Below are 19,220 nucleotides of genomic sequence, written 5' to 3' on the forward strand. Positions count from 1 at the left end.
CAGAATTTCGATTCAGGCCGACCCAAATTATCCAGCAGCCGTCATCTTCTCTTGAAAACTGCAAGTGATCTTTTGTGTGCAATGGCAGTCCGAGCACGTCTGGCCGGCCAACGCCACAGGGTTGAATCCCGCGGTCACTGGGAGTAGATTACAAAGGATCACGACCCTTCCTCATCGGCTCCAGGATTGAAGCGACCCTATGAAATTCCCCGTCAAACGATTGATCGTAGAATATAAGAATCGCCGCGCGCGCAAGAACGTGACATCGCTCTGGGGGGATATAAATATCAAGGAAATCGCGCGCGCGGTTGAAGATGACACTGCAGCCCCTTCCGATATCAAGAAAGATACGCCTCCAGCACCTGAGCAAGAAACTCCAGTGGCAACAGCTGCAGAAAAGGGCGTAGTGCCGGCACTGACTGGCGGTCGCATCCTCGCGGCAATACCGCCGGCTACTCCCTTCGATAAGGCGCCGAAGCCGCGTCAGGCAAAAAAAGCTAACATAGAATTTGCTGCGTCAGCAAGGCATGAGGGAGCGGCAAAGCCCACCTCTCAAGCGGGGGCTGACAACAGCCCGAGGATTGCTTCCGCCACAGATACCACCCTATCGCCGAAAATCGATCCGCAGCGAATGCCTAGATCCGGTCCGTCCGATCTGTCTGAAGAAACGGCCACTGCAGTAGCGATGACGGACGAGAGCAGCGTGCCGGTCGCAAAGCCTGCCCATCGCAAGTCCGCACCGGTCGACCAAGCACCTGCTGCGAATGCCAAGCCCGACCAGCTGGATAGAAAAACCCGCAAAGTCAAGGCCAGGACGGTCAATCACGCACAACGGCAAGCGCCACGACAGCCATCGGTCGGTTTCTACCAGATCCCGGCAGATATCAACGAAGACATCGCCAAGCTCGAGAAGGAAAACACCGAGCTCAAGCGATCGCTGATCAAACATTTGCAGGCGGAGAACAGACGGCTGGAAAAAATGATCCTGCGCGCGTCCAGTCCGATCGAAACCAGGTGACGGGGCGGGCGCTGAGCGCGACGCCGGCACCATACCAGGCCATATGCCCGTTCGGTGGTTGACCCTTGCTGGGAAGGCAGTGCTACGAGCAACGCTGGCACGGCTAATCGCCGGCTTTGATACGGATCTATGCTTGCAGCCTGTAGCCATAGGTCGGAACGCCCAGCGCAATCGCTGCAGACCGACGCTTTGCCACATCGGTTGCGATCGTCAGGCCGAGTCTGGTCCCTTCCGGCCTTCAGGAACCCGGGATAAGTAAAAAGCGCTGAAACACCGCCTCGGCTTGATGTGCGGGGATGCCAGGACCGGTGTCGCAGACCTGAACCAGCCATGTATTATTGCAGGCCGCAGCAATCACCACATGGACCCGGCCGGATGTCGGGGAATATTTCATGGCATTCTCGAGTATATTCTCAAGCAGCAGGCGTAGCAGGGCTTCATCGGTTTTCACCCAGGCCGTTTCGCAGCCTGAAAGCACGACATCCTGCGCCTTGCTCCGGATCGTTTCACCCAATTCGGCCAGGATCGATGCGGCGACGTCGTAAAGATTGACCGGACCGATTACCAGGTCCTGGTGATTGACGCGCCCCGATTGCAGCAATTGCTCGATGAGGCGAAGCGCCTTGTCATTACTGCGGACCAGATTGTTCAGGATCATCATCCTCTCGTCTTCCTGCTCCGCCTGCTGCAGCATCTGAAGCAGCGGACGAAGGCTAGCTTGTGGGTTCCGCAATTGATGCTTAACATGATCAGCAAATTGTCGCTCGGTGGTCAGAGGTCGATCGTGCTTGCTTAACAGCAGATTTGCCGATTCCTCCAAATGGGAGTAGATCGCGCGGCAATGTCTCGGTGGTAAGCAGCAACAGATCATCGGGGGAACGGTTGCTGATCTGTAGCACAAATCCATGCACCGCCCAGACCTCTCTGAGCGCCAATCCATATCAAAGCGTGATCATCGGAACCGCTGCTTTTTGCCAAGAACATACTTCTGCCGATTTCACTGTGCTGAAGAAGACAAAATCTCAGCACCAAAGCCCGCCAGCGTGACGGTCTTCGGTGCGAAGACTATAACAACTTCAAGCCACGACTTTAGGGTATTACATTTTGGGGGTAGAGAATGCAGAATTAGAACCACAGTTTTTGGCGTCAATTCCGTGTTATTGGTCAGGAAATCAGTTTCACTTCAGTGACTTCTCAGCATCGCCCCGGTAAGCTGCCAAGACGCGATGGCAAAGAGGGCGTGAAGGATTTTCATCGTTTCCATACTGTCTTGCGCAGGGATGCTTGTTTCCAAATGACGATAAATTGACGGCGAGGACAATTCCCGCGACGCGCTTTCGGTGCTGGCCATTCGCGTTCAGCTATCTGACGCAGCTTCTAAAGTCACCTGATCCGACGGAAGTGGATTTTACATTTCAAAGAGCCTACAGCACCATTCATATATGCGCATCGGACCCGTCCAAGATATTTCAAAAACATCCAGCTACGAACAAATGACGCCCCCGCTTTGAAGTAGTAAGCGAAAAAACTTTTTCTCCCCGGGATCGAAACAAGTTATATAAAACGCTACCTTATAGATCGACACAACATTTCCTTGATTCCGCGATCGACTTGTACGACATGGGTAAAGCCGCATCTTCGCGGAGCAGATTGTCTTTCAGAGGATGTGCGAAACCAGGCACCTGGCGCAGGCGACGATCGTGCAGCCAAAGCTGCGTTCGCTTGTCGCATCCTATCCAAAAAACGCCTGGTGCTGGCTCCGCTCGTAATAGCATCCAATCATGTCAGCTGCTGGATCGATGCCGATTGCAGCATAACCCGTCTCAGGCTCTGGGCTTTGCCAATCTCTATAAGCAGCTCATTGACACCGCCGACCATATCTAAATTGCCGATGTCCGCCTCGCTACCGACAACATCGACCGGACGTGGGGGAACTGGGTGTGAATGTCAATTACAGCTGGCTGGACGACAAATATGCCCTCTATGGCAAGTTGAGCGCCGCAACAAGTCTCAACAACGTCTCCGACAGCTACACAATCACCGGAAATGCAGGCTTCCGCGTCAAGTGGTAAATCAACAAAATGCGCAACCGCTCAACGCGGTTGCGCAAATGCTCACATAGCGAAACATCGCCAAATTTCTCCTGATAGCAAAGGCCGCGTCCGTCCGAATATCCGCCAAATCCGCAAAGGCAACACCGCCTTCCCCCGGGCGCCGTTACGGCGTCATCCCCCTTCCATCGCGCGTTGTTTCGGTCTCCCAGGACGCTTTCTGAGCATTTTTGCTGGTCTTTCTCCCCAATCCTGCGGCCGGGCATCGGAGAGACATTCAAGTGTCGCCGTCAGCAGATCGAAAGCCACGAAATCGGCTTCAATCTCGGAACGTAACCTGGTTTCATCAATACCCTCAGCCGCTTCGTCGCCTCGCCAGATCGCCAGGCCAATCCGGGCAAGCGGATTGAGCCGTCTTAACCTGCGCAAAAGGAATTTCGCGCGATTGGCCGATTCCAGATCAAGCACGCAAAGCACAAGGGCTGTCGCGTGCTCAATATCGGCGCGGCGCAATTGACTGGGCTGGGAATGTTCATGATCGACCACCCAGCTCCTTGCGCCCTGCACCGACAGAACCTGCGCCAGCATGGCCGCGCTGACGTCATCCAGCGGACCCCGCCCGCCAAGACAGATGATCGATTTTCCTTCGCCGGACGGCAATTGCAGCGCTTCGCCCTGCTCGCCATCGGTCGCGGTCTCAACCGCAACCTCTTCCTCATTGTCTTCTTCTTCCTCGGCAATCTGTCTTAGATTCGCGACAACCAGGCGCGCGCTGTGCGAAAGCTGGCCCAATTGCGTGTCGCTCAACACGCCCCGCACCCGATCCTGCTCCGCAATCAGCAAAGCCGGTATCGCCACGCTGCCATAATACTCGACCAGAAACGCCTTGGACAGAAATTCCAACGCATTGTCAGTCGCCTCGTTGGGGTCCCCGGATAACAGGCGCTGATAAAGCCTTTCATGCGGGTTCAACACCGGCTCCGCACCAAACAGAATTTCCAGAAAGCGGAACTGCGGAACATAACGCCCGAGCACCACCAGGCACACTGTCAACGGCGTTGACAACACCAGGCCGATCGGCCCCCATAACCAGGTCCAGAAAATCGCCGCCACGATGATGGCGAGTGGCGACAAGCCGGTGCGCGATCCGTAAAGCCACGGCTCCATCACATTGTTGGAAATCAGCTCAATCACAATGAACAGTCCGATCGTCCACAGCAGCAGGCTCCAACCCGGCGCGATGGCGAAGGCCAGAAACAACGGCATGACCGCAGCAATCACCGGACCAATATAGGGGGCAAAGCGCAACAGAACCGCCAGCATGCCCCATAGGAGTGCATTGGGGATCCCCAGAACCCAAAGACCAATCCCCAAAGGCACTCCATAAGCGATATTGACCATAAGCTGGGTTAAAAGATAACGCCCAACCCGGCTGCCCGCTTCCTGCAGAGCTATGGTGGTGCGGTGCAGATCACCATAGCCGACCAGACGAATGAAGCGATCGCGCAACTCCTCCCTTTCAAGCAGCATGAACACAACCACAACAATCACCAGGCCGAGCGTGGCAAGCGGCCCCACCAAGGGGCCGATCACCGTTTCAAGCGTCTCTATCGGGTTGCGTTGCGCAAAAATCTCCACCAGGATCGGTTTGCGTTCAACCTCGGCATTCCCTGGTGCGGAAGTGGCCCTGTCTTCGTCCTGGTTGATTTCTGCACCTACCCGCTCGACAAAGCGATTGAGGCGGTTGATCAGACTGTTATCGGTGCCCGCCTCTTTCAGCGTGCGGATTTTCTCGATGATATTATACTGGTATGTCGCGATATTCTGACCAACTTCCGAAACCTGAAACGCTAGGATCGCGCTGAACAGCACAATTATGAGGAACCCGCCGGAAACGCTTGTGATGATGGCTGGCAGACGCGGCAGGCCCAGGCGCCGCAATGTCGAGACGATCGGTGCCAGCATGAAAGTCAGCAAAACGGCAATCGCCAGCGGCAGAAACACATCCTTGGCAAAATACAGCACGGCAATCCCAGCGGCGACTGCCGCAAGCGCCGGAAGGCGTGACTGTTCCTGCACCGCGGATAAGGAACGAGGTTCGAGTTTGAGTTCGGGCTCCATCAAGGCTCTTGTCTTCTGGCGTTCATTTGCTATCGGGGTAGATAGAGCCCGAACTGACAATGGCAAAGGCTCGCAGCCTGCAAATTTCAGCTGCTGAGCAGAACGGCCTTCCGTGCAGAACAGGTCACTTTTGCAGGTGAGAAAACCTCGTTATCCGCTGAACGCGCGCTTAACTGGCGCGAGCGCCTTACCGCTTGCCATAGGCCTAAAAGCGCAAGCCATCCTTGCCTTCACCCTTGACCTGATAAAGAAGCGCATCGGCATCGTTCAACAGCTCTTCGAGCGCCGATTTTTGCTGCGACCAGATCCCGCCAACACTGACGCCGACATCGCTTGCAATCCCACCAACCAGGATCGGTTGACGCATTGCCGCGACAATCGCACCCGCCAGACGGATGCCGCTCTGCTGATCGCCACGATGGGCGATCAAAAACTCGTCTCCCCCCATCCGCGCCACCAGATCGCCATCGCCGGTGATGGCCGTCAACCGTCTGGCGGTCGCTTCCAGTATGGCGTCTCCCATCGCGTGGCCATAGCGGGCATTGACCGTTTTGATGCCATCGCTGTCAATTGCCAGGATGCAATAGCCCAGCCCCGACTGCGCAACTAGCGTTTTTCGATGGTGTAGCCATCACGCTCTCCCGCCAGGACGGCATTAAAAAGATCAAGGTCTGCTGAAAGATCATCCGGATGTGTAAACGCCCTGAAATGCAGCCCCTCGGCTCGTACCAGCGGTAGACCGATCATTGCTGCAAAAGCATCATTGCCGCGCAAGATGTGACCGTTTATATCAACCAGTGCGATGCCAATCGGCGCATGTTGAAAGGCGAAATCACAGTGCCAGCCGACTACGGGCTTCGGAAGCATCGCCGGAGTGTTCGGTTATTGTGTCCACCTCACATGCTTTTGAGGATAAATGGCGCAGTCGGAAAGGTTTCAACTTCGATCATAGGCACCCATCCGAGCGATAGCGGGAGGGGAATTGATGTGTCACCCGTCAAACAAGACTTTGGCGAGACAGCCGCAGGATTGGCTGAACCCCACTTGCTTTTCGGGAACCATCCGTCCGTCACCAGCAACAGACGCGTTGCATTGATTGGGGCCACAATGGCCAGACCAACTGGACCTCCTGCGACTATTGATCTATAAAAAGCGATGAAAGATGCAGTATCTTAAAGAATAGGTTAATTTTATTGTTCTAGGTTCACCCCGAATGCTGTGCAATTGTACCATACCATATTAGGAGAAGTGACACATGGCCGATCAGAACACAACTGAAGTTTCGGAAGCAACTGCAACCCCCAAACCGGAACAGGCGAAAGCTGCCGAGAAGAAAACACCAGCTGCAAAGACGGCGCCGAAATCCAAATCGGCTGCAGCTGCAGCTGCCCCTGTGCGCAAGCTGCGTCGTTACACACCGGAAGAACGCTCCAGCCTGCTGGCAGCGGTGGGCAGCGAAACAGCTGCCGGCAAGACCCTCAAAGACACGCTCGTCAAGCTCAATCTGAGCGAACAGACCTACTACAACTGGAAGAACGACGGCCAGTCAAAAGCCAAGCCGGCTGCGGCGAAGGCTGCAACCAAGTCAGCCCCGGCAAAGGCTTCCAAGCCGAAGGCCGCTGCTGCAAAAGCCCCCGTTTCGAAGCCATCCTCTGCAAAGGCTCCGGCAACCAAGGCTCCCGTTGCAAGCGACGATCTCAAGGCACTGGTCTCGCTGGAAGCCGAAAACCAGCGCCTGCGCAAGTCGCTCGCCGAAAAGCTGCGCAAGGAGAATGCTGAACTGCGCAAACGTCTCGGCCTGAATTAATTGCGCCCATGGCGCCTGGTGGTCCCGCTTCGCCGTGATCGTGACCAGGCGTCTTCGGGCAGACAAGCATCCGGCCCTGCATCGACGGATTGGGGTGCGTTCTCATAACAGGCAATGGAGGTTGCTTCTCCACCTGCCGGCCCCTTAACGCTGATCATCAATTCCGTCCCATCGGTTGCGGCGGTCAATCTCTCCTCATTGCGCATTGCTGCGGTCTCAAACCTCAGCGCCAGCTGTCACCGCCATGCGTTTGCTATGCTCTCGACATTCGAAATGAACCTTATTACTGTTTGCTTATGAAGCAACCGGTCACACGACGCGCAGTTTTTTTTATCGGTGGTTATGACCCCAAGACGCCAGCTGCTTTTTTCGGGCGGATGCGCAAGGAAATCCAGCGGTTTGACCTTGTGTGGGGCACAGAGACCCAAATATTGAATCAACCCTGTCTGCCCGATGATGAAAGTGGTCATGTTACGATCACCGCGTGCAGCCTGCCAGAAGGCTGGTCAACCCAGACTGATTTCAGCTTTCTCGCCCTCGACCCGATCGTGCTTTCCGATTTCAACAGGCCGGTCCTCAATCGTCTTCTTCGCTATCTTGCAGCCTTTTCGGGCTTCATCATCGAGGGTAGCGCACAGCGTTTCTTTCTCAAAGCCTGGCGCTTCGGACTGTATTTTCTTTATCCGTTTCTGACACTTGTTGCATTTGCATTGCTCGGTGGCCTCATAGCTCTGTTGGTTTGCGTCTGGCTCGGTCTGGCCAGCATCGCGATCGGGCTTGCGGTGTTCTTCCTGGCGTTGTCGGTCTTTGGACGGCGTTGGTCAACCCTGCATCTGATGGACCTGTGGTCATTCTCGTCGCAATTCATGCGGTCGCAGCGACCTGACGCGGAGGCGCTGCTCCAGCGCTTCGCCAGTCGCATTGTTGATAAGGCTGAGGCCGAGCGTTACGACGAAATCATTCTGATCGGTCACAGCACTGGCGGCATGCTCATTCTGGATGTCGCAGCCCGCTGTCTTTCTCTTGATCCAGACTTCTCGCAGCGTGCGCCCGAGGTGAGCATCCTGACCCTTGGCTCTACAGCACTGAAAGCCGGCTACAGCAAGGCTGCGAAAGAGTTTCGCAAGCGGATGCGCCAACTCATCGCCGACCCCCATCTGCGATGGGTGGAAGTTCAATGCCTCACCGATCCAATCAACTTCTATAAAACAGACCCGGTCAGGGAGATGAAGCTTGATCAGCAAACCAGAAGGGAATTTCCGCTGATACGCACCGTCAGAATAAAAGAAATGCTGCAACCTGACAGCTATCGCCGCATCAAACGCAATTTCTTTCGCGTGCACTATCAATATATTTTCGGGAACACGAAAGCCTACTGGTATGATTTCTTTCAGATCTGCTGCGGGCCTAACACGCTTGATAAGCGGGCACGCGAACACCTCCTGGGCAATCGACAAGGTTTGAAGGAGTCTTCTCCATGACGCCGCAGCTGGCAATGATTATCTGGGCGGCCGGGCTGATTGCCTGGGTGGTAATCCGTTTTCCCCACCGCAGGCGAGCGCGCAAGACGGGCGTTGTTAAGGATGCGCGCACCAGCCTCGATCGGCTGGCACTGGCTGCGGCAACATTGTCGCTGTCGCTTGTTCCCCTCGTCTATGTAGCCACAGGATTTCCCTCTGGCGCCGACATGCCGTTTCAGCCATGGCTGGCTTGGGCCGGTCTCGGGATTGGGATCGCCTTCCTTTGCATTTTTTATACAAGCCATCAACAACTGGGCCGTAACTGGTCGGTTTCCTTACAGATCCGCCAGGAACATGCATTGGTCACCGGGGGGCTTTATCATTACGTTCGTCACCCGATGTATCTCTCGTTCTGGCTCTGGGCTCTCGCGCAATTCTGTCTTCTGCAAAATTGGATTGTTGGTCCGGCGGCTCTCCTCGGCATAGGGTTTCTATATTTTTACCGCGTTCCCCGTGAGGAAGCGATGATGCAGGCTCGTTTTGGTGCGCAATATGACGCCTATGCCAGACGCACCGGTTCTGTCATTCCAAAATTCTGGTGATTTGTACCATGACTGATCCTGTGAACCGTTCAGATCAAGCCTCCTTGCACCGTCGCCACCTGCTGCGACTAGGTCTGGCCTTGTTGGTTACACCCGCATCGCTCACCTCGTCCGCATCGCCAAGAAAGCCCGGAACCGCAGCTGCAAGCCGAACGACACCCGTAAGTCGTGCCTCCGTCTATCTGTTGCGCGGCTTTGGTAATATTTTCTCGACCGGTCTCGACGCCATCGCTGCGGATCTCAACGGGGATGGTATTGCCTGCCATGTCGAAAGCCATGTGGCCTGGCGTCTGGTCGCTCAGACCATCATCTCAGAACGCCAGAAACTCGGGACCCGCCCCGTTGTCCTGATCGGTCATTCGCTCGGCGCCAACGCCATTATCGCCATTGCCGCATCGCTCGATAAATTCTCCATTTCCGTCGACTATCTTGCAAGCTTCGCCGCGACCGCGCCTGAGCCCTTGCCTAGGAATGTGAGAAAGGCTGTCAATTTCTACTTCTCACATCATGGCTGGGGATTACCCCTCAAAGCCGGTCCGGGCTTTAAGGGCAGGCTCGAAAATCGGGATTTTTCCGGCGCGAAGGACATTGGCCATTTCAATATTGAAAAGCAACGTCTGTTGCAGCAAGAGGTGGTACGCCAAGTCAAAGCTTTGGTGAAATGATGATGGCAATCTGACCGAATTCCTTGCGAGGATTCCAGTTTTGATTGCGACATTGGAAAGGCTCGTACCCTCTGTTTTTATGCGTATCTTGTTCCGAAAACTGCCTGGCACATTTCGGGAGCGCCCGAGCAGTTGCCATAACGCAACATGAGCGATCGGTTCCGGGTGTTGACGGTGGCACCGGACGACGGGAATTGTAGCCTCACCAGGCCTTAAAGGGGCTGTAAGCCCGCGTTTATTGCGGAATACCCCTATTCCAACCGGACCTGGTAGATCACTGTGGCTCTCAACGCCCCGCCGACCGCATAGGGCAGGGTCACCGGACCGGGCGCAAGGCAAAACCTATTGGATAGGACATGATCTGAAACTGTCCTTTGAGCTGCCGAAAAGACCGCCATGCTTCCTTATTCCAGTCGCCCTCGTTTCGCCCGTTCCAACTCCGCCGCATTCGGCAACGATGCCAGCCCTCTCTTTGATCGCACCGCTGAAACTCCTGTGGCAATCCTCCTAACTTCATCGCTGGCACCCGGCCATTGAAGGAAGGCGGCACTGGTGCACTCCGCGCAATCGACTGCGCGAAGAGACGACGCCTCTTCACGTCAAAGCCCAGCCGCTGTTTGGCAGGCTCTGCATTCGCCAAACCTTCCGCCATCAACAGGAGCAGGAGATCTCGCGCCGCCGAAGAGCGTTTCTGCAACAGTTCGCCGCCCAGCGGCGACTGGGACGGAATTAATAGTTATGATTGCCACCGCCGGAATCACGCTGCAGAATGCCGTCTTTATCGCAATCCAGGTGAGAACATCTGCTGATTGAAACCCCAGCTAAATCCCAGCAAGATTTGAAGTCCATCCTTTTAAACAGCGTCGGCCATTCAGTTTCCGTTTCAGCTGTCGCTCCACATCCATGGTACAGCCGCGCGGTCGTGGCAGGTTAGACCGATGTCAAAATATGCGAACAGACATTTGAAGCTCTGCCTGCCGACGCGGGCTGCATACTAATCTTCGCCTCGTCGTAAACAATCCGATCCGGTCGAAGCTGGCGACTCATCTGATGGGCTCCAAATGACAGTCCCTTTTAGGCGCGGCTGCAGAGCCGTTAGTGAACACTAAAGTATGAGCCGGATAAACCCATCAATACAACCTAGGGTAAATTGGCGGCGTATTTATGTGTTTCTGAAGCTTTTAGCCCTGCATCACCTCATTGGCTGGCGCAGGCCAACGCTTTCGTCGTACAACAGTGGCCGTCCAAAACAGTTCCTAAGACAATTGGCGGCGGGAATGTCATAGTCACGCGCGTTCGGCGGCGCTTTTCAGCCCTTTGCCGAAAGAATTTTGATCTCCTGCTTGATCCATTCACCGTTGCACCGTCGACTACAGTGCAAAACAGTGACGATTTTGATATCGTTGACCCTTTACTGGCCATAAGGCGGATTGAGAGCGAGAAGGGAGCGCAATGTCTTTGCGTCCCCATCGATCTCTGCCGCGGATTTGTAATGGACCATAAAAATCCCCGGATCAGAGAAGACCTGATCTTCTGCATGCCACTCTCCGGACATAGCAAGCACAGGCGTCGCAAACAGGATGGGTGAGCAGGGCGAGTGAAGCCCGCTCTCAGAGTCAGTCCTTCTGTGTTTTTCCTTGGCGCATGATAGTGAAACATCTGGCTTCGGAAAGGTGGTCAAAGGCCATCCAGCATCAAAACCAATACCACCCGATCAAAATTAAGTTGAACGGTCCTGAAACTTTTCCCGCCCTGTAGAGTTACTATCGCATCGAGAAATAATCGTCTGAAAACAGGCTATTCTGACCGCTACACATTTTAAAAGGAGATAAGTCAACATGAACTCTATCATCTATTTAGTAGGTCTTGTCGTGATCGTGTTGTTCATTCTTTCTTTTCTGGGATTACGTTGATGGTAGACCAAACTGTGATCGAAAACACCTCCGACCGAAGCTATGTTGACTGGGCTGCCATCTTTGCTGGTGCTGTCGTGGCATCTGGCGTCATGGTGGTGATGACCACTTTTGCGAGCGGGCTCGGCCTCAGCTCATTCTCCGTCGATGAGGGCGGGGAACTGAGCAATGTCTGGCTGGTGATTACCGCCTTGTTCCTGATCCTGTCCATGGTGGCCTCCTATATGCTCGGCGGCTATATTGCTGGGAGAATGCGCCGGCCGACCGGCACCTCTACCCGCGATGAGTCAACTGTGCGCGATGGATTGAACGGTCTCGTGGTCTGGGGACTAGGAACGATTATCTCTGCGCTGTTTGCGGTCAGCTTGGTGTCGGGCGGTGCCAAAGCGGTCGGCGGCGCAGCGCAGACAGCTGTCGAAGCCACTGGAGCAGTGATCGGTGGAACCGTTCAGGGTGCAGGCCAACTGGCAGGCGGTATCCTATCGGGTGCTGGCAATGCTGTTGGTGGCGTCGCACAGGGTGCGGGTCAGGCAGCAGCGCCGTCGCTTGAACAGATGTTGCCGGAAGGTCTCAAATCCAACCCGCTGGACTATCTGACCGACAGTTTACTGCGCAATGATGCCCAGACCTCCGGCGCAGAGCAGCAGGGCGAGGACATGGCGGCCTTGCAACGTCAGGTGACCGGAATTCTTGGCAACCTGCTGACGACAGGTGAAATCTCCGATGCCGACAAGGCATGGTTGGCCGGCCAGATCGCCAGCCGCACCGGCATTAGCCAGAATGATGCGCAGACCCGCGTCAATGAGACGGTCAATCGTGTTCAGGCTCTGCGGAGTGAAGCGCAAGCCAAGGTCGATGCGGCTCAGAAGACCCTCGCTGATGCGCAGGGACAGGCTGAACAAGCCGTCGAGGAAGCTAAGACGAAGGCTGCGGCTGCGGCTGAACAGGCACGCATCACCGGCATTCTCACCGCCTTTTTCCTTGCTGCCTCCGCGCTCGTCGCAGCTGCGGCCGCCTATATTGGGGCCGTGCATGGTGGACGTCATCGTGAGGAGGGCCGCATCTGGGGTGGTCTCGCCTATCGCCGGTAACCTTGCCTGGCCAAATGCCTGAGCATCGCAGCCCCTGATGGCTGCGATGCTTTCTTTTTGCGGCAACCTCGTTGAGCATGCGTCCATATGAAAAGATCCCCCGGGCAACCAACGCCTGTTGGATCGTCCCGCACATTCCCGCGCCTTTGCCGTCCCGTTTCGAACCAGTGGCTTTCGGGGAGCGACCGCCGGACAGACCAATTCATCGTTTTGCGCAGCCTTGCATTGAACATTAAGCGCCGTCAGAAGTTGTGGAACCAAACGGTTCAGGATCGGTTAGTGTGGACAATCAAAGCGGAAAGATGGTCTGCCATGCGCCTTCACAATCACCTGCTACGTGCAGCCCATCGCGCCGTTGCCAGAAAGAAGACACAGGCTTTGCATCCGGCGCAGGCCATTGGAGAGGCGCTGCAGGAACTCAGCCAGCTGCCTTCATCGACGCAGGACCTGGACTTCGATGAGCTGCTGCAACGTTTGCAGGAGGCGGAGGGAAAACCGCCCAAAGAGCAGTAGACCTTGCGATAAACCTGACTTCTGAACTGACTTTTCAGCAGGGGCCGATAGCAAATAATGGCTGCCCTTTGCATTTGCACAACCATAACAGGTCTCAAACCGTCACCCCGCCGGGAGGTCTAAGACTGCCAGCGAGGCTTTTTGCAAAGCATGGATCCTATCAATTCATCGAACGTTAACCATATGCCAAACGAAACGAGGTAGGTGATGACGGAAGAACTTTTGGGAGTGGCGGCAACAATTGGTGTTTTGGCTATGAGATGGCCGTGCCGACAGAGAGTTGAACGTTCCATGCACTGATTTAGTCGACTAGCAGCAGCGACATTTCCTGCGGACTGTCCAGACCTTGATCATGTTTAAGCGCTTGGACCGCGCTACTGCTTTAAGAGCCGGGGGATGACAAGCGATCATCGATCTGTTCATGGTAATCAGCATTACGTTTGATGCGCAGGCAGCGTGTGGCATTGCGCCTCCAATGACAGCATGGCTTGCGTCAAAAATCCAACGCGCCCGTCCTGAAATTCCCGTTCAGATTCCAGTCATCTCAAAGATGCTAATGCGCCAGGAACATCATGTGCCGGCAGCCATCCTGTGCAGATGCCGGCCAGTCAAAAAGGATCGTTGCACCATGTCGCTCGCCCGTTCGGTCATCCCCTGTGCCGCTATTTTCGTGGTAATTGCACTGGCTGGCTGCCAGAAACAGACAGTGTCTGCAGCGCCCGATCCGCAAAAATCACTCTGTGATCAAGCTGCGGCGAGCGCTTTGGCTGGCAAGAACAGGATAAGCGATCAACAGGCAATGCAGCAGACCGGCGCAACACTTGTTCGTCAGATCAAGCCCGGCGACCCGGTGACCATGGATTTTCGCCAGGAACGTGTCACTATCGAAACGGATCCCGATAGTGGCAGGATCGTTCGCGCCGCCTGCGGCTAACAGAACCCAACAAACCCGTGCCGGCTACCAGGGCGGCCCCGCCGCCCAGGCGCTTCGCAATGCTTCGACAAATCGGCGAACTTTCGGCGACACATGACGGCGAGTCGGATAGACTGCAACGATTGGCGGTTCCTCACGGGCATAGTTCTCAAGCACCGCGACCAGCCGCCCCTGTGCAATGTCGGCCCCCACCAGAAAGGCGCCGAGCTGGACAAGCCCGAGCCCGTTGAGCGCCGCATCGCGAATGGCTTCGGTATTGCTGAGCCGCAAACGCCCCTCAACAGCCAGGGCGCGCTCTTCACCTGCAATCTGATAGCGCCAGGATACCGGCAAATTGGCATAGCTGAAGGCAATCCTGTCATGATGCCTGAGATCATCAAGCACCTGCGGGATACCACGCTTTTCCAAATAGGCCGGCGCAGCACAGGTCAGCAGCCGATGCGGTGCCAGAACCTGGCGGATCAATCCGCTGTCGGTCGGTCCGCCAATGCGCACAGCAACATCAATGCCGTCGCCGACCAGATCACAATAATCGTCCGAAAATGAAACCTCGGCTTCCAGTTCTGGCCATTCCGCCAGGTAGTCCTGCAGGACAGGCAGAACATGCAGCCGCCCGAAGGCCGTTGGAAGGTCGACACGCAGGCGTCCCTTTGGCTGCTGGTTGCGTTGCGACAGCATGGCTTGCGCGTCATCGACCTCGCAGAGAATCCGCAGGGCGTGCTCGTAAAACAACTGGCCTTCTTCGGTCAGACGCACGCTGCGGGTCGTGCGATGCACCAGACGCGTCGACAACGCCTCCTCCAGCCGCGTGAGGCTCTTGCCCACCGCCGACCGCGTCACGCCAAGCCGTTCGGCAGCCTTGGTAAAGCTCGCCGTGTCCGCCACACGCACAAAGGCCAGTACATCACCGAAATGATCGATCATTGTTTCCAAATCGTCCCATCTGTTGCCACAACAGCGTTCTTTATCGAATTTTCAGACCGAGTAAACAGGGGGCACGTACAGGCAACCCAGCCGCGTCTTGAAAGATCACAATCCTATGCAACACAATCAATCATCGCCGCTCACCCCCAGACATCGCGGGTGGCCCGCTGTCCATGCCGTCGCACTGGCAATTTTTGCTGTGGTGACCACAGAAATGTTGCCGGTTGGCCTGATGGCACCGATCGCCAGCAGCTTCGATATAGAGCTGGGCGTCGCCGGGCTCACCATCTCCGTACCGGCAATCATCGCTGCCCTGTTTGCACCGCTCATTATCGTGATGGCCGGCAGCATCGACCGGCGCCAGATCCTTGCTGGTCTGCTCCTCCTGTTGGTTGCCGCCAATTTGATGGCCATGTTCGCCGCCTCGTTCTCCTGGCTTGTTTGTGCGCGGATCCTTGTCGGGTTCTGTATGGGCGGCATATGGGCGATCGCCGGCGGCCTGGCCCCACGGCTGCTGCCACCCCAATCACCGGATCGGGCAACCAGCCGATCCGGCGCGCACGCAACGGCCAACGCAACGCTCCATTCAATGCCCGCCTCAACGCCGCATTTGTCGGCAAAGGCGGTGGCGCGGGCGACGGCCATCATCTTCAGCGGCGTCGCCGCCGCTTCCGTTCTGGGAGTGCCGCTTGGCGCGCTGATCGACAGCCTTTTTGGCTGGCGCACAGCCTTCGGTGCGATGGCCGCATTCAGCGTGATCGTGCTTGGGCTCAATCTTTGGACATTGCCGCCGCTTCCTGTTGATCACGCCATTGATCCCGCCCGCTTCCAGGCCGCTCTCCGGCTTCCTCTGGTGCGACCAGGCCTGTTGCTGACATTGTTGCTGGTGGCCGGACATTTCATGGCCTATACATTCGTCACACCGGTCCTTCTGACACTGAACGCCATTCCGGCATCCGCAATCAGCCTGCTTCTCTTTGTCTATGGCTTTTCAGGGATTGTCGGCAATTTCCTCGCCGGCATGATGGCCGCACGGCGGGTGGGAACAATTATTGGCGGCATCGCCTGCATGCTTGCAGCAACCCTGCTGGGCTTCGCGCTCGCTTCAGACAATACGGTGAACGCGACAGCGCTGCTGATCCTCTGGGGACTGGTCTATGGCGGCGTCTCGGTGGCTTTGCAGACATGGATGATGAAAGCCGCACCCGCTGCCATCGAGATCGTGACCGCACTTTTTGTCTCGGTCTTCAACATTGGCATCGCAGCCGGCTCCTTCGTCGGAGGTCGCATCGTTGACCGTTTCGACCTGCAGATCAACCTGATGGCGGCGGCAAGCCTCGCCGCCCTCGCTCTCATCACGCTTGCCCTGCTCGCTATCAACCCTGAAAGGTAACAGGATGCATTATGATCATCTTGAACTGGGCGACATTGCCTTGCAATCGGGGAGCATCTTCCACAATGCAAAACTCGCCTATAAGACCTATGGCACCCTCAACGCGGCCAGAGACAATGTCATTGTCTATCCAACATCTTTTGCTGCAACACACAGCGATGCGGAATGGCTGATCGGCCCCGGGCGTGCGCTCGACTGCACACGCTACTTCATCATCGTGCCAAATCTGTTTGGCAACGGGCTTTCCAGCTCCCCCAGCAACACCGCTTCACCAAACGGCTCCGCCCGTTTTCCCAACATCACACTGCACGACAGCGTCAAACAGCAGCACCGGCTTTTAACCGAGGTTTTCCAAATCAATAAAATCCGCCTGGCAATTGGCTGGTCAATGGGCGGCGCGCAGGCCTTTGAATGGGCGGCCGCCTATCCCGCGATGGTTGAGCGTCTGTTCACCTTCCAGAGCGCCGCGCGCGCCTCCCGTCACTTTCGACTGTTTTTTGAAAGCGTCCGTGCGGCCATCGAGCTCGATCCCGCGTTTCGGCAGGGCTTTTATACAAGCCCACCCAAGCGCGGTCTGCGCGTGGCAGCCCGCATCTATGCCGCCTGGGGCTTCTCGCAAGCCTTCTTCAGACACAGGCTCGACGAAAGCGCCCTTGGTTATGCCACGCTCGAAGACTTCCTCGTCGACTTCTGGGAGGCCTGGTTTCTGAAACGCGACGCCAATGACCTGCTTGCCCATCTGTGGAGCGGCATTCACGCGGATATCAGCGCAAACGACATATATCACGGCGATCTCGACACAGCGCTTGCGGCCATCACCTCAGATACCATCATCATGCCTTCTTCAAGCGATCTGTATTTTCCGCCCGAAGACGCAGCGCAGGAGGCAGCGCGGATCGCAAAGGCCGAATTGCGCATTCTGAAAACCCCCTGGGGCCACGTTGCCGGCGAAGGTCTGAATGACGCCGACACAATCGTCATCGAACAGGCCATCACGGAACTCCATGGCCGCTGAGCCGCATGCTCCGCAGGAGGGAAAGGTCCTGCGGAGCCGATTTCTGCTATGGTTTCGGATCCAAGCGCCGAATTGATATCATTTTTTGGCAGCCACGGCGCGATTGAAATCTTCAATTACCCGGGCCCGATTGCTGTTGATTTCATTCCAGTTGGGAAGCGACAGGTTCTTTACACTGCCATCAACACCCCAGGGCATTTTCTGCTTTGCATTGTCAGAAAATTCAACGCCTTTGGTCGCCGGGCCGACGAAAATCCGCTCAGACATGCATTGCGCGGCCGCCTTGCTCACAGCGAAATCGATGAACTTCTCCGCAGCTTTCCGGCGCGGCGTATCGGCAACCAGTTGCAACCGGATATCGCCACCAATCGCGCCCTCCTCCGGCACGACGAAATCGATCAGCAGTCCCTGGTCACGCATAGCAAATGCCGAACTGGCATAATACGCCCCAGCGATGACCTCACCGCTCTGGAACAAATTGGTGCCTGCCCCGGCCGTATCGAAATAGGCCGCGACCCGCAATTTATGAATTGAATCGAAAACCGGACCCATCGCGCTGAGCGGTTTGCCCTTCTACTTGGCCAGCTCCGCCAGGAACGGTACGCTCATCACATTGGCCGGGCTTGGAAATGTCACCGCACCCTCATAATCAGGCCGCCATAAATCCTGCCACGATCTGGGTGGCGTCTCCACCTGGTCTTTGTTGTAGACCAGACCGAGCGAGTAAAAGCCGGTGCTCACCGCCAAAATATTGCCAGCTTCATCCTTGTAGGCGAGATTGATAGCGCGGGCAACACGCCGTTCCTGCGTTCAGTCAGACAAAGCGACCGGCTGCAAATGTGACCCATCCCCAATAGCTATCGCTAAATGTCGCAAATCGTGCCGACCGCGGTATTCACTTTTGTTTTGATGTTTCAAGATGTCTCTCACGTCTTTGAATGGCTGGGGCGACCCTGATCGTGCTGTCGCTTTCCTGCTGGAACCTACCCGGGAGAGCCTGACTGGACAGGCTCCGCCAAGACGGGCCCTCAGCCCAGATGACTGCACGGTGAAACAGCCCGATCCAGCCTGATCAGCAACATTGCCCGGCGCTCAGATGCCCGCAATGCTTCAACACCATCAACCAAGCTGGCGCCCGAACAGGAACGTTGCAGCAGCGACGCAGCCGATCACCCCAAGATAGAGCAGCTTATAAGGCGCAGGCATCGGCAACTTCACTGCAAGATAGGCAAAGGGGCCGCAGAGCATGATTGTAAACAAAGCAATCGCTACGGTCATCATGCCGCCGACAACAAAGAAATACTGAACAACTGCAGTGCGTCGGACCCTTGGTCAGCGGATGCAAAAATTTTCATGAGATAGGATCTAGGATATTTCCGCATCAGGCACAACCATGGGCGCGCTTGCGCTCAACCAATCAGCGATCGCTTCCAGTTTCCCGTTCAGCTTTCTCGGCACGGCTTCGCCGCCAGTTTGATAGCGCGCCTTCGGAATGGAAGCCGCTTTCGAACAGCGCTATTGCAGGCCGCAGCTGTCCGCAGAACTAGGGCTGCTGCCGCGTGTTAAAAGCGGCCCCGATCGCGGCAATGGATGGACCGGATAAGCGTGGAAGCACTCGACGCCTTTCTGTAGGACCGCGACCCTGATATCCGCTTTAGCGCCACAACCGAACTGATCAGACTTGGGCAGCTGCAGGTGCCGGAAAGCCTCGAA

17 protein-coding genes and 2 pseudogenes are annotated in these 19,220 nt (G+C 56.1%); 12 read left to right on the top strand and 7 right to left on the bottom strand.

Annotated elements, in window-relative coordinates; genetic code table 11:
• Window positions 1-259 precede the first annotated feature (259 nt).
• Window positions 260-1,018: a hypothetical protein gene (locus RT142_RS10855; RefSeq protein WP_313028600.1), complete on the top strand. Its 759-nt coding sequence runs from the start codon at window positions 260-262 to the stop codon at window positions 1,016-1,018.
• A 238-nt stretch (window positions 1,019-1,256) separates the two neighbouring features.
• On the opposite strand, the gene RT142_RS10860 is transcribed toward RT142_RS10855, so the two are convergent.
• Complete coding sequence (locus RT142_RS10860) at window positions 1,257-1,838, bottom strand: HAMP domain-containing sensor histidine kinase (protein WP_313028602.1); 582 nt, start codon at window positions 1,836-1,838, stop codon at window positions 1,257-1,259.
• Between the two features lie 1,120 nt (window positions 1,839-2,958).
• Here RT142_RS10860 and RT142_RS10865 point away from each other — a divergent pair.
• Window positions 2,959-3,090 carry a hypothetical protein gene (locus RT142_RS10865; protein WP_007881245.1) on the top strand — a complete coding sequence of 44 codons (132 nt, stop codon included), beginning with the start codon at window positions 2,959-2,961 and terminating at the stop codon, window positions 3,088-3,090.
• A 153-nt stretch (window positions 3,091-3,243) separates the two neighbouring features.
• Here the strand turns inward: RT142_RS10865 and RT142_RS10870 are convergent, their stop codons facing one another.
• The 3 genes from RT142_RS10870 to RT142_RS10880 all read right to left on the bottom strand — a co-directional run bounded on the left by RT142_RS10870 (window position 3,244) and on the right by RT142_RS10880 (window position 6,057).
• Complete coding sequence (locus tag RT142_RS10870; RefSeq protein WP_313028603.1) at window positions 3,244-5,190, bottom strand: AI-2E family transporter; 1,947 nt, start codon at window positions 5,188-5,190, stop codon at window positions 3,244-3,246.
• A gap of 205 nt (window positions 5,191-5,395) precedes the next feature.
• Window positions 5,396-5,782: a GGDEF domain-containing protein gene (locus RT142_RS10875; protein ID WP_313028709.1), complete on the bottom strand. Its 387-nt coding sequence runs from the start codon at window positions 5,780-5,782 to the stop codon at window positions 5,396-5,398.
• A 14-nt stretch (window positions 5,783-5,796) separates the two neighbouring features.
• On the bottom strand, window positions 5,797-6,057 hold the full coding sequence (locus RT142_RS10880) for a PAS domain S-box protein (protein ID WP_313028604.1): 261 nt from the start codon (window positions 6,055-6,057) through the stop codon (window positions 5,797-5,799).
• A gap of 388 nt (window positions 6,058-6,445) precedes the next feature.
• Between RT142_RS10880 and RT142_RS10885 the strand changes: the two genes are divergently transcribed.
• The 8 genes and pseudogenes from RT142_RS10885 to RT142_RS10915 all read left to right on the top strand — a co-directional run bounded on the left by RT142_RS10885 (window position 6,446) and on the right by RT142_RS10915 (window position 14,175).
• Window positions 6,446-6,997, top strand: coding sequence for a transposase (locus RT142_RS10885; RefSeq protein WP_007881252.1), 552 nt, complete (start codon window positions 6,446-6,448; stop codon window positions 6,995-6,997).
• Between the two features lie 296 nt (window positions 6,998-7,293).
• Window positions 7,294-8,478, top strand: a complete 1,185-nt coding sequence (locus RT142_RS10890) for an alpha/beta fold hydrolase (protein ID WP_007881253.1) — start codon at window positions 7,294-7,296, stop codon at window positions 8,476-8,478.
• Window positions 8,475-9,059 (top strand): protein-S-isoprenylcysteine O-methyltransferase, encoded by a 585-nt coding sequence (locus RT142_RS10895; protein WP_007881255.1) that lies wholly within the window; start codon window positions 8,475-8,477, stop codon window positions 9,057-9,059. Before RT142_RS10890 ends, RT142_RS10895 begins: the two co-directional genes overlap by 4 nt.
• A gap of 44 nt (window positions 9,060-9,103) precedes the next feature.
• Complete coding sequence (locus RT142_RS10900) at window positions 9,104-9,724, top strand: alpha/beta fold hydrolase (protein WP_039861201.1); 621 nt, start codon at window positions 9,104-9,106, stop codon at window positions 9,722-9,724.
• 523 nt (window positions 9,725-10,247) lie between these two features.
• A pseudogene (locus tag RT142_RS24370) lies at window positions 10,248-10,457 on the top strand (DUF1173 family protein); the annotation flags it as partial.
• A gap of 1,179 nt (window positions 10,458-11,636) precedes the next feature.
• Entirely contained in the window at window positions 11,637-12,728 is a 1,092-nt protein-coding gene (locus RT142_RS10905; protein ID WP_313028607.1) for a hypothetical protein, read from the top strand.
• Between the two features lie 312 nt (window positions 12,729-13,040).
• The gene (locus tag RT142_RS10910; RefSeq protein ID WP_094544091.1) at window positions 13,041-13,241 is read left to right on the top strand and encodes a hypothetical protein; all 201 of its coding nucleotides are present in this window, start codon (window positions 13,041-13,043) and stop codon (window positions 13,239-13,241) included.
• 628 nt (window positions 13,242-13,869) lie between these two features.
• The gene (locus tag RT142_RS10915; protein ID WP_064323274.1) at window positions 13,870-14,175 is read left to right on the top strand and encodes an I78 family peptidase inhibitor; all 306 of its coding nucleotides are present in this window, start codon (window positions 13,870-13,872) and stop codon (window positions 14,173-14,175) included.
• A 24-nt stretch (window positions 14,176-14,199) separates the two neighbouring features.
• Here RT142_RS10915 and RT142_RS10920 read toward each other — a convergent pair whose 3' ends face one another.
• Window positions 14,200-15,099: a LysR family transcriptional regulator gene (locus RT142_RS10920; protein WP_094544092.1), complete on the bottom strand. Its 900-nt coding sequence runs from the start codon at window positions 15,097-15,099 to the stop codon at window positions 14,200-14,202.
• Window positions 15,100-15,331: 232 nt separating this feature from the next.
• Between RT142_RS10920 and RT142_RS10925 the strand changes: the two genes are divergently transcribed.
• Both RT142_RS10925 and RT142_RS10930 read left to right on the top strand, forming a co-directional pair.
• A complete protein-coding gene (locus RT142_RS10925) occupies window positions 15,332-16,492 on the top strand; it encodes an MFS transporter (protein ID WP_409558578.1) in 1,161 nt (386 codons plus the stop codon).
• Window positions 16,493-16,496: 4 nt separating this feature from the next.
• On the top strand, window positions 16,497-17,507 hold the full coding sequence (locus tag RT142_RS10930) for an alpha/beta fold hydrolase (protein WP_313028611.1): 1,011 nt from the start codon (window positions 16,497-16,499) through the stop codon (window positions 17,505-17,507).
• A gap of 78 nt (window positions 17,508-17,585) precedes the next feature.
• Here RT142_RS10930 and RT142_RS10935 read toward each other — a convergent pair.
• Window positions 17,586-18,290, bottom strand: a pseudogene (locus tag RT142_RS10935) (extracellular solute-binding protein).
• 336 nt (window positions 18,291-18,626) lie between these two features.
• Window positions 18,627-18,788, bottom strand: a complete 162-nt coding sequence (locus RT142_RS10940; protein WP_194270519.1) for a hypothetical protein — start codon at window positions 18,786-18,788, stop codon at window positions 18,627-18,629.
• Window positions 18,789-19,220: the final 432 nt, after the last annotated feature.

Source organism: Brucella sp. (assembly GCF_032066345.1).
In the GTDB taxonomy this organism is placed as follows: Bacteria; Pseudomonadota; Alphaproteobacteria; order Rhizobiales; family Rhizobiaceae; genus Brucella; species Brucella pseudogrignonensis.

Coding starts and splice junctions, on each gene's coding strand:
- RT142_RS10925 (WP_409558578.1), top strand. CDS start 15,332: ATGGCACCGATCGCCAGCAGCTTCGATATAGAGCTGGGCGTCGCCGGG.
- RT142_RS10885 (WP_007881252.1), top strand. CDS start 6,446: ATGGCCGATCAGAACACAACTGAAGTTTCGGAAGCAACTGCAACCCCC.
- RT142_RS10905 (WP_313028607.1), top strand. CDS start 11,637: ATGGTAGACCAAACTGTGATCGAAAACACCTCCGACCGAAGCTATGTT.
- RT142_RS10915 (WP_064323274.1), top strand. CDS start 13,870: ATGTCGCTCGCCCGTTCGGTCATCCCCTGTGCCGCTATTTTCGTGGTA.
- RT142_RS10930 (WP_313028611.1), top strand. CDS start 16,497: ATGCATTATGATCATCTTGAACTGGGCGACATTGCCTTGCAATCGGGG.
- RT142_RS10910 (WP_094544091.1), top strand. CDS start 13,041: ATGCGCCTTCACAATCACCTGCTACGTGCAGCCCATCGCGCCGTTGCC.
- RT142_RS10880 (WP_313028604.1), bottom strand. CDS start 6,057: ATGCTTCCGAAGCCCGTAGTCGGCTGGCACTGTGATTTCGCCTTTCAA.
- RT142_RS10890 (WP_007881253.1), top strand. CDS start 7,294: ATGAAGCAACCGGTCACACGACGCGCAGTTTTTTTTATCGGTGGTTAT.
- RT142_RS10940 (WP_194270519.1), bottom strand. CDS start 18,788: ATGATGACCGTAGCGATTGCTTTGTTTACAATCATGCTCTGCGGCCCC.
- RT142_RS10870 (WP_313028603.1), bottom strand. CDS start 5,190: ATGGAGCCCGAACTCAAACTCGAACCTCGTTCCTTATCCGCGGTGCAG.
- RT142_RS10895 (WP_007881255.1), top strand. CDS start 8,475: ATGACGCCGCAGCTGGCAATGATTATCTGGGCGGCCGGGCTGATTGCC.
- RT142_RS10920 (WP_094544092.1), bottom strand. CDS start 15,099: ATGATCGATCATTTCGGTGATGTACTGGCCTTTGTGCGTGTGGCGGAC.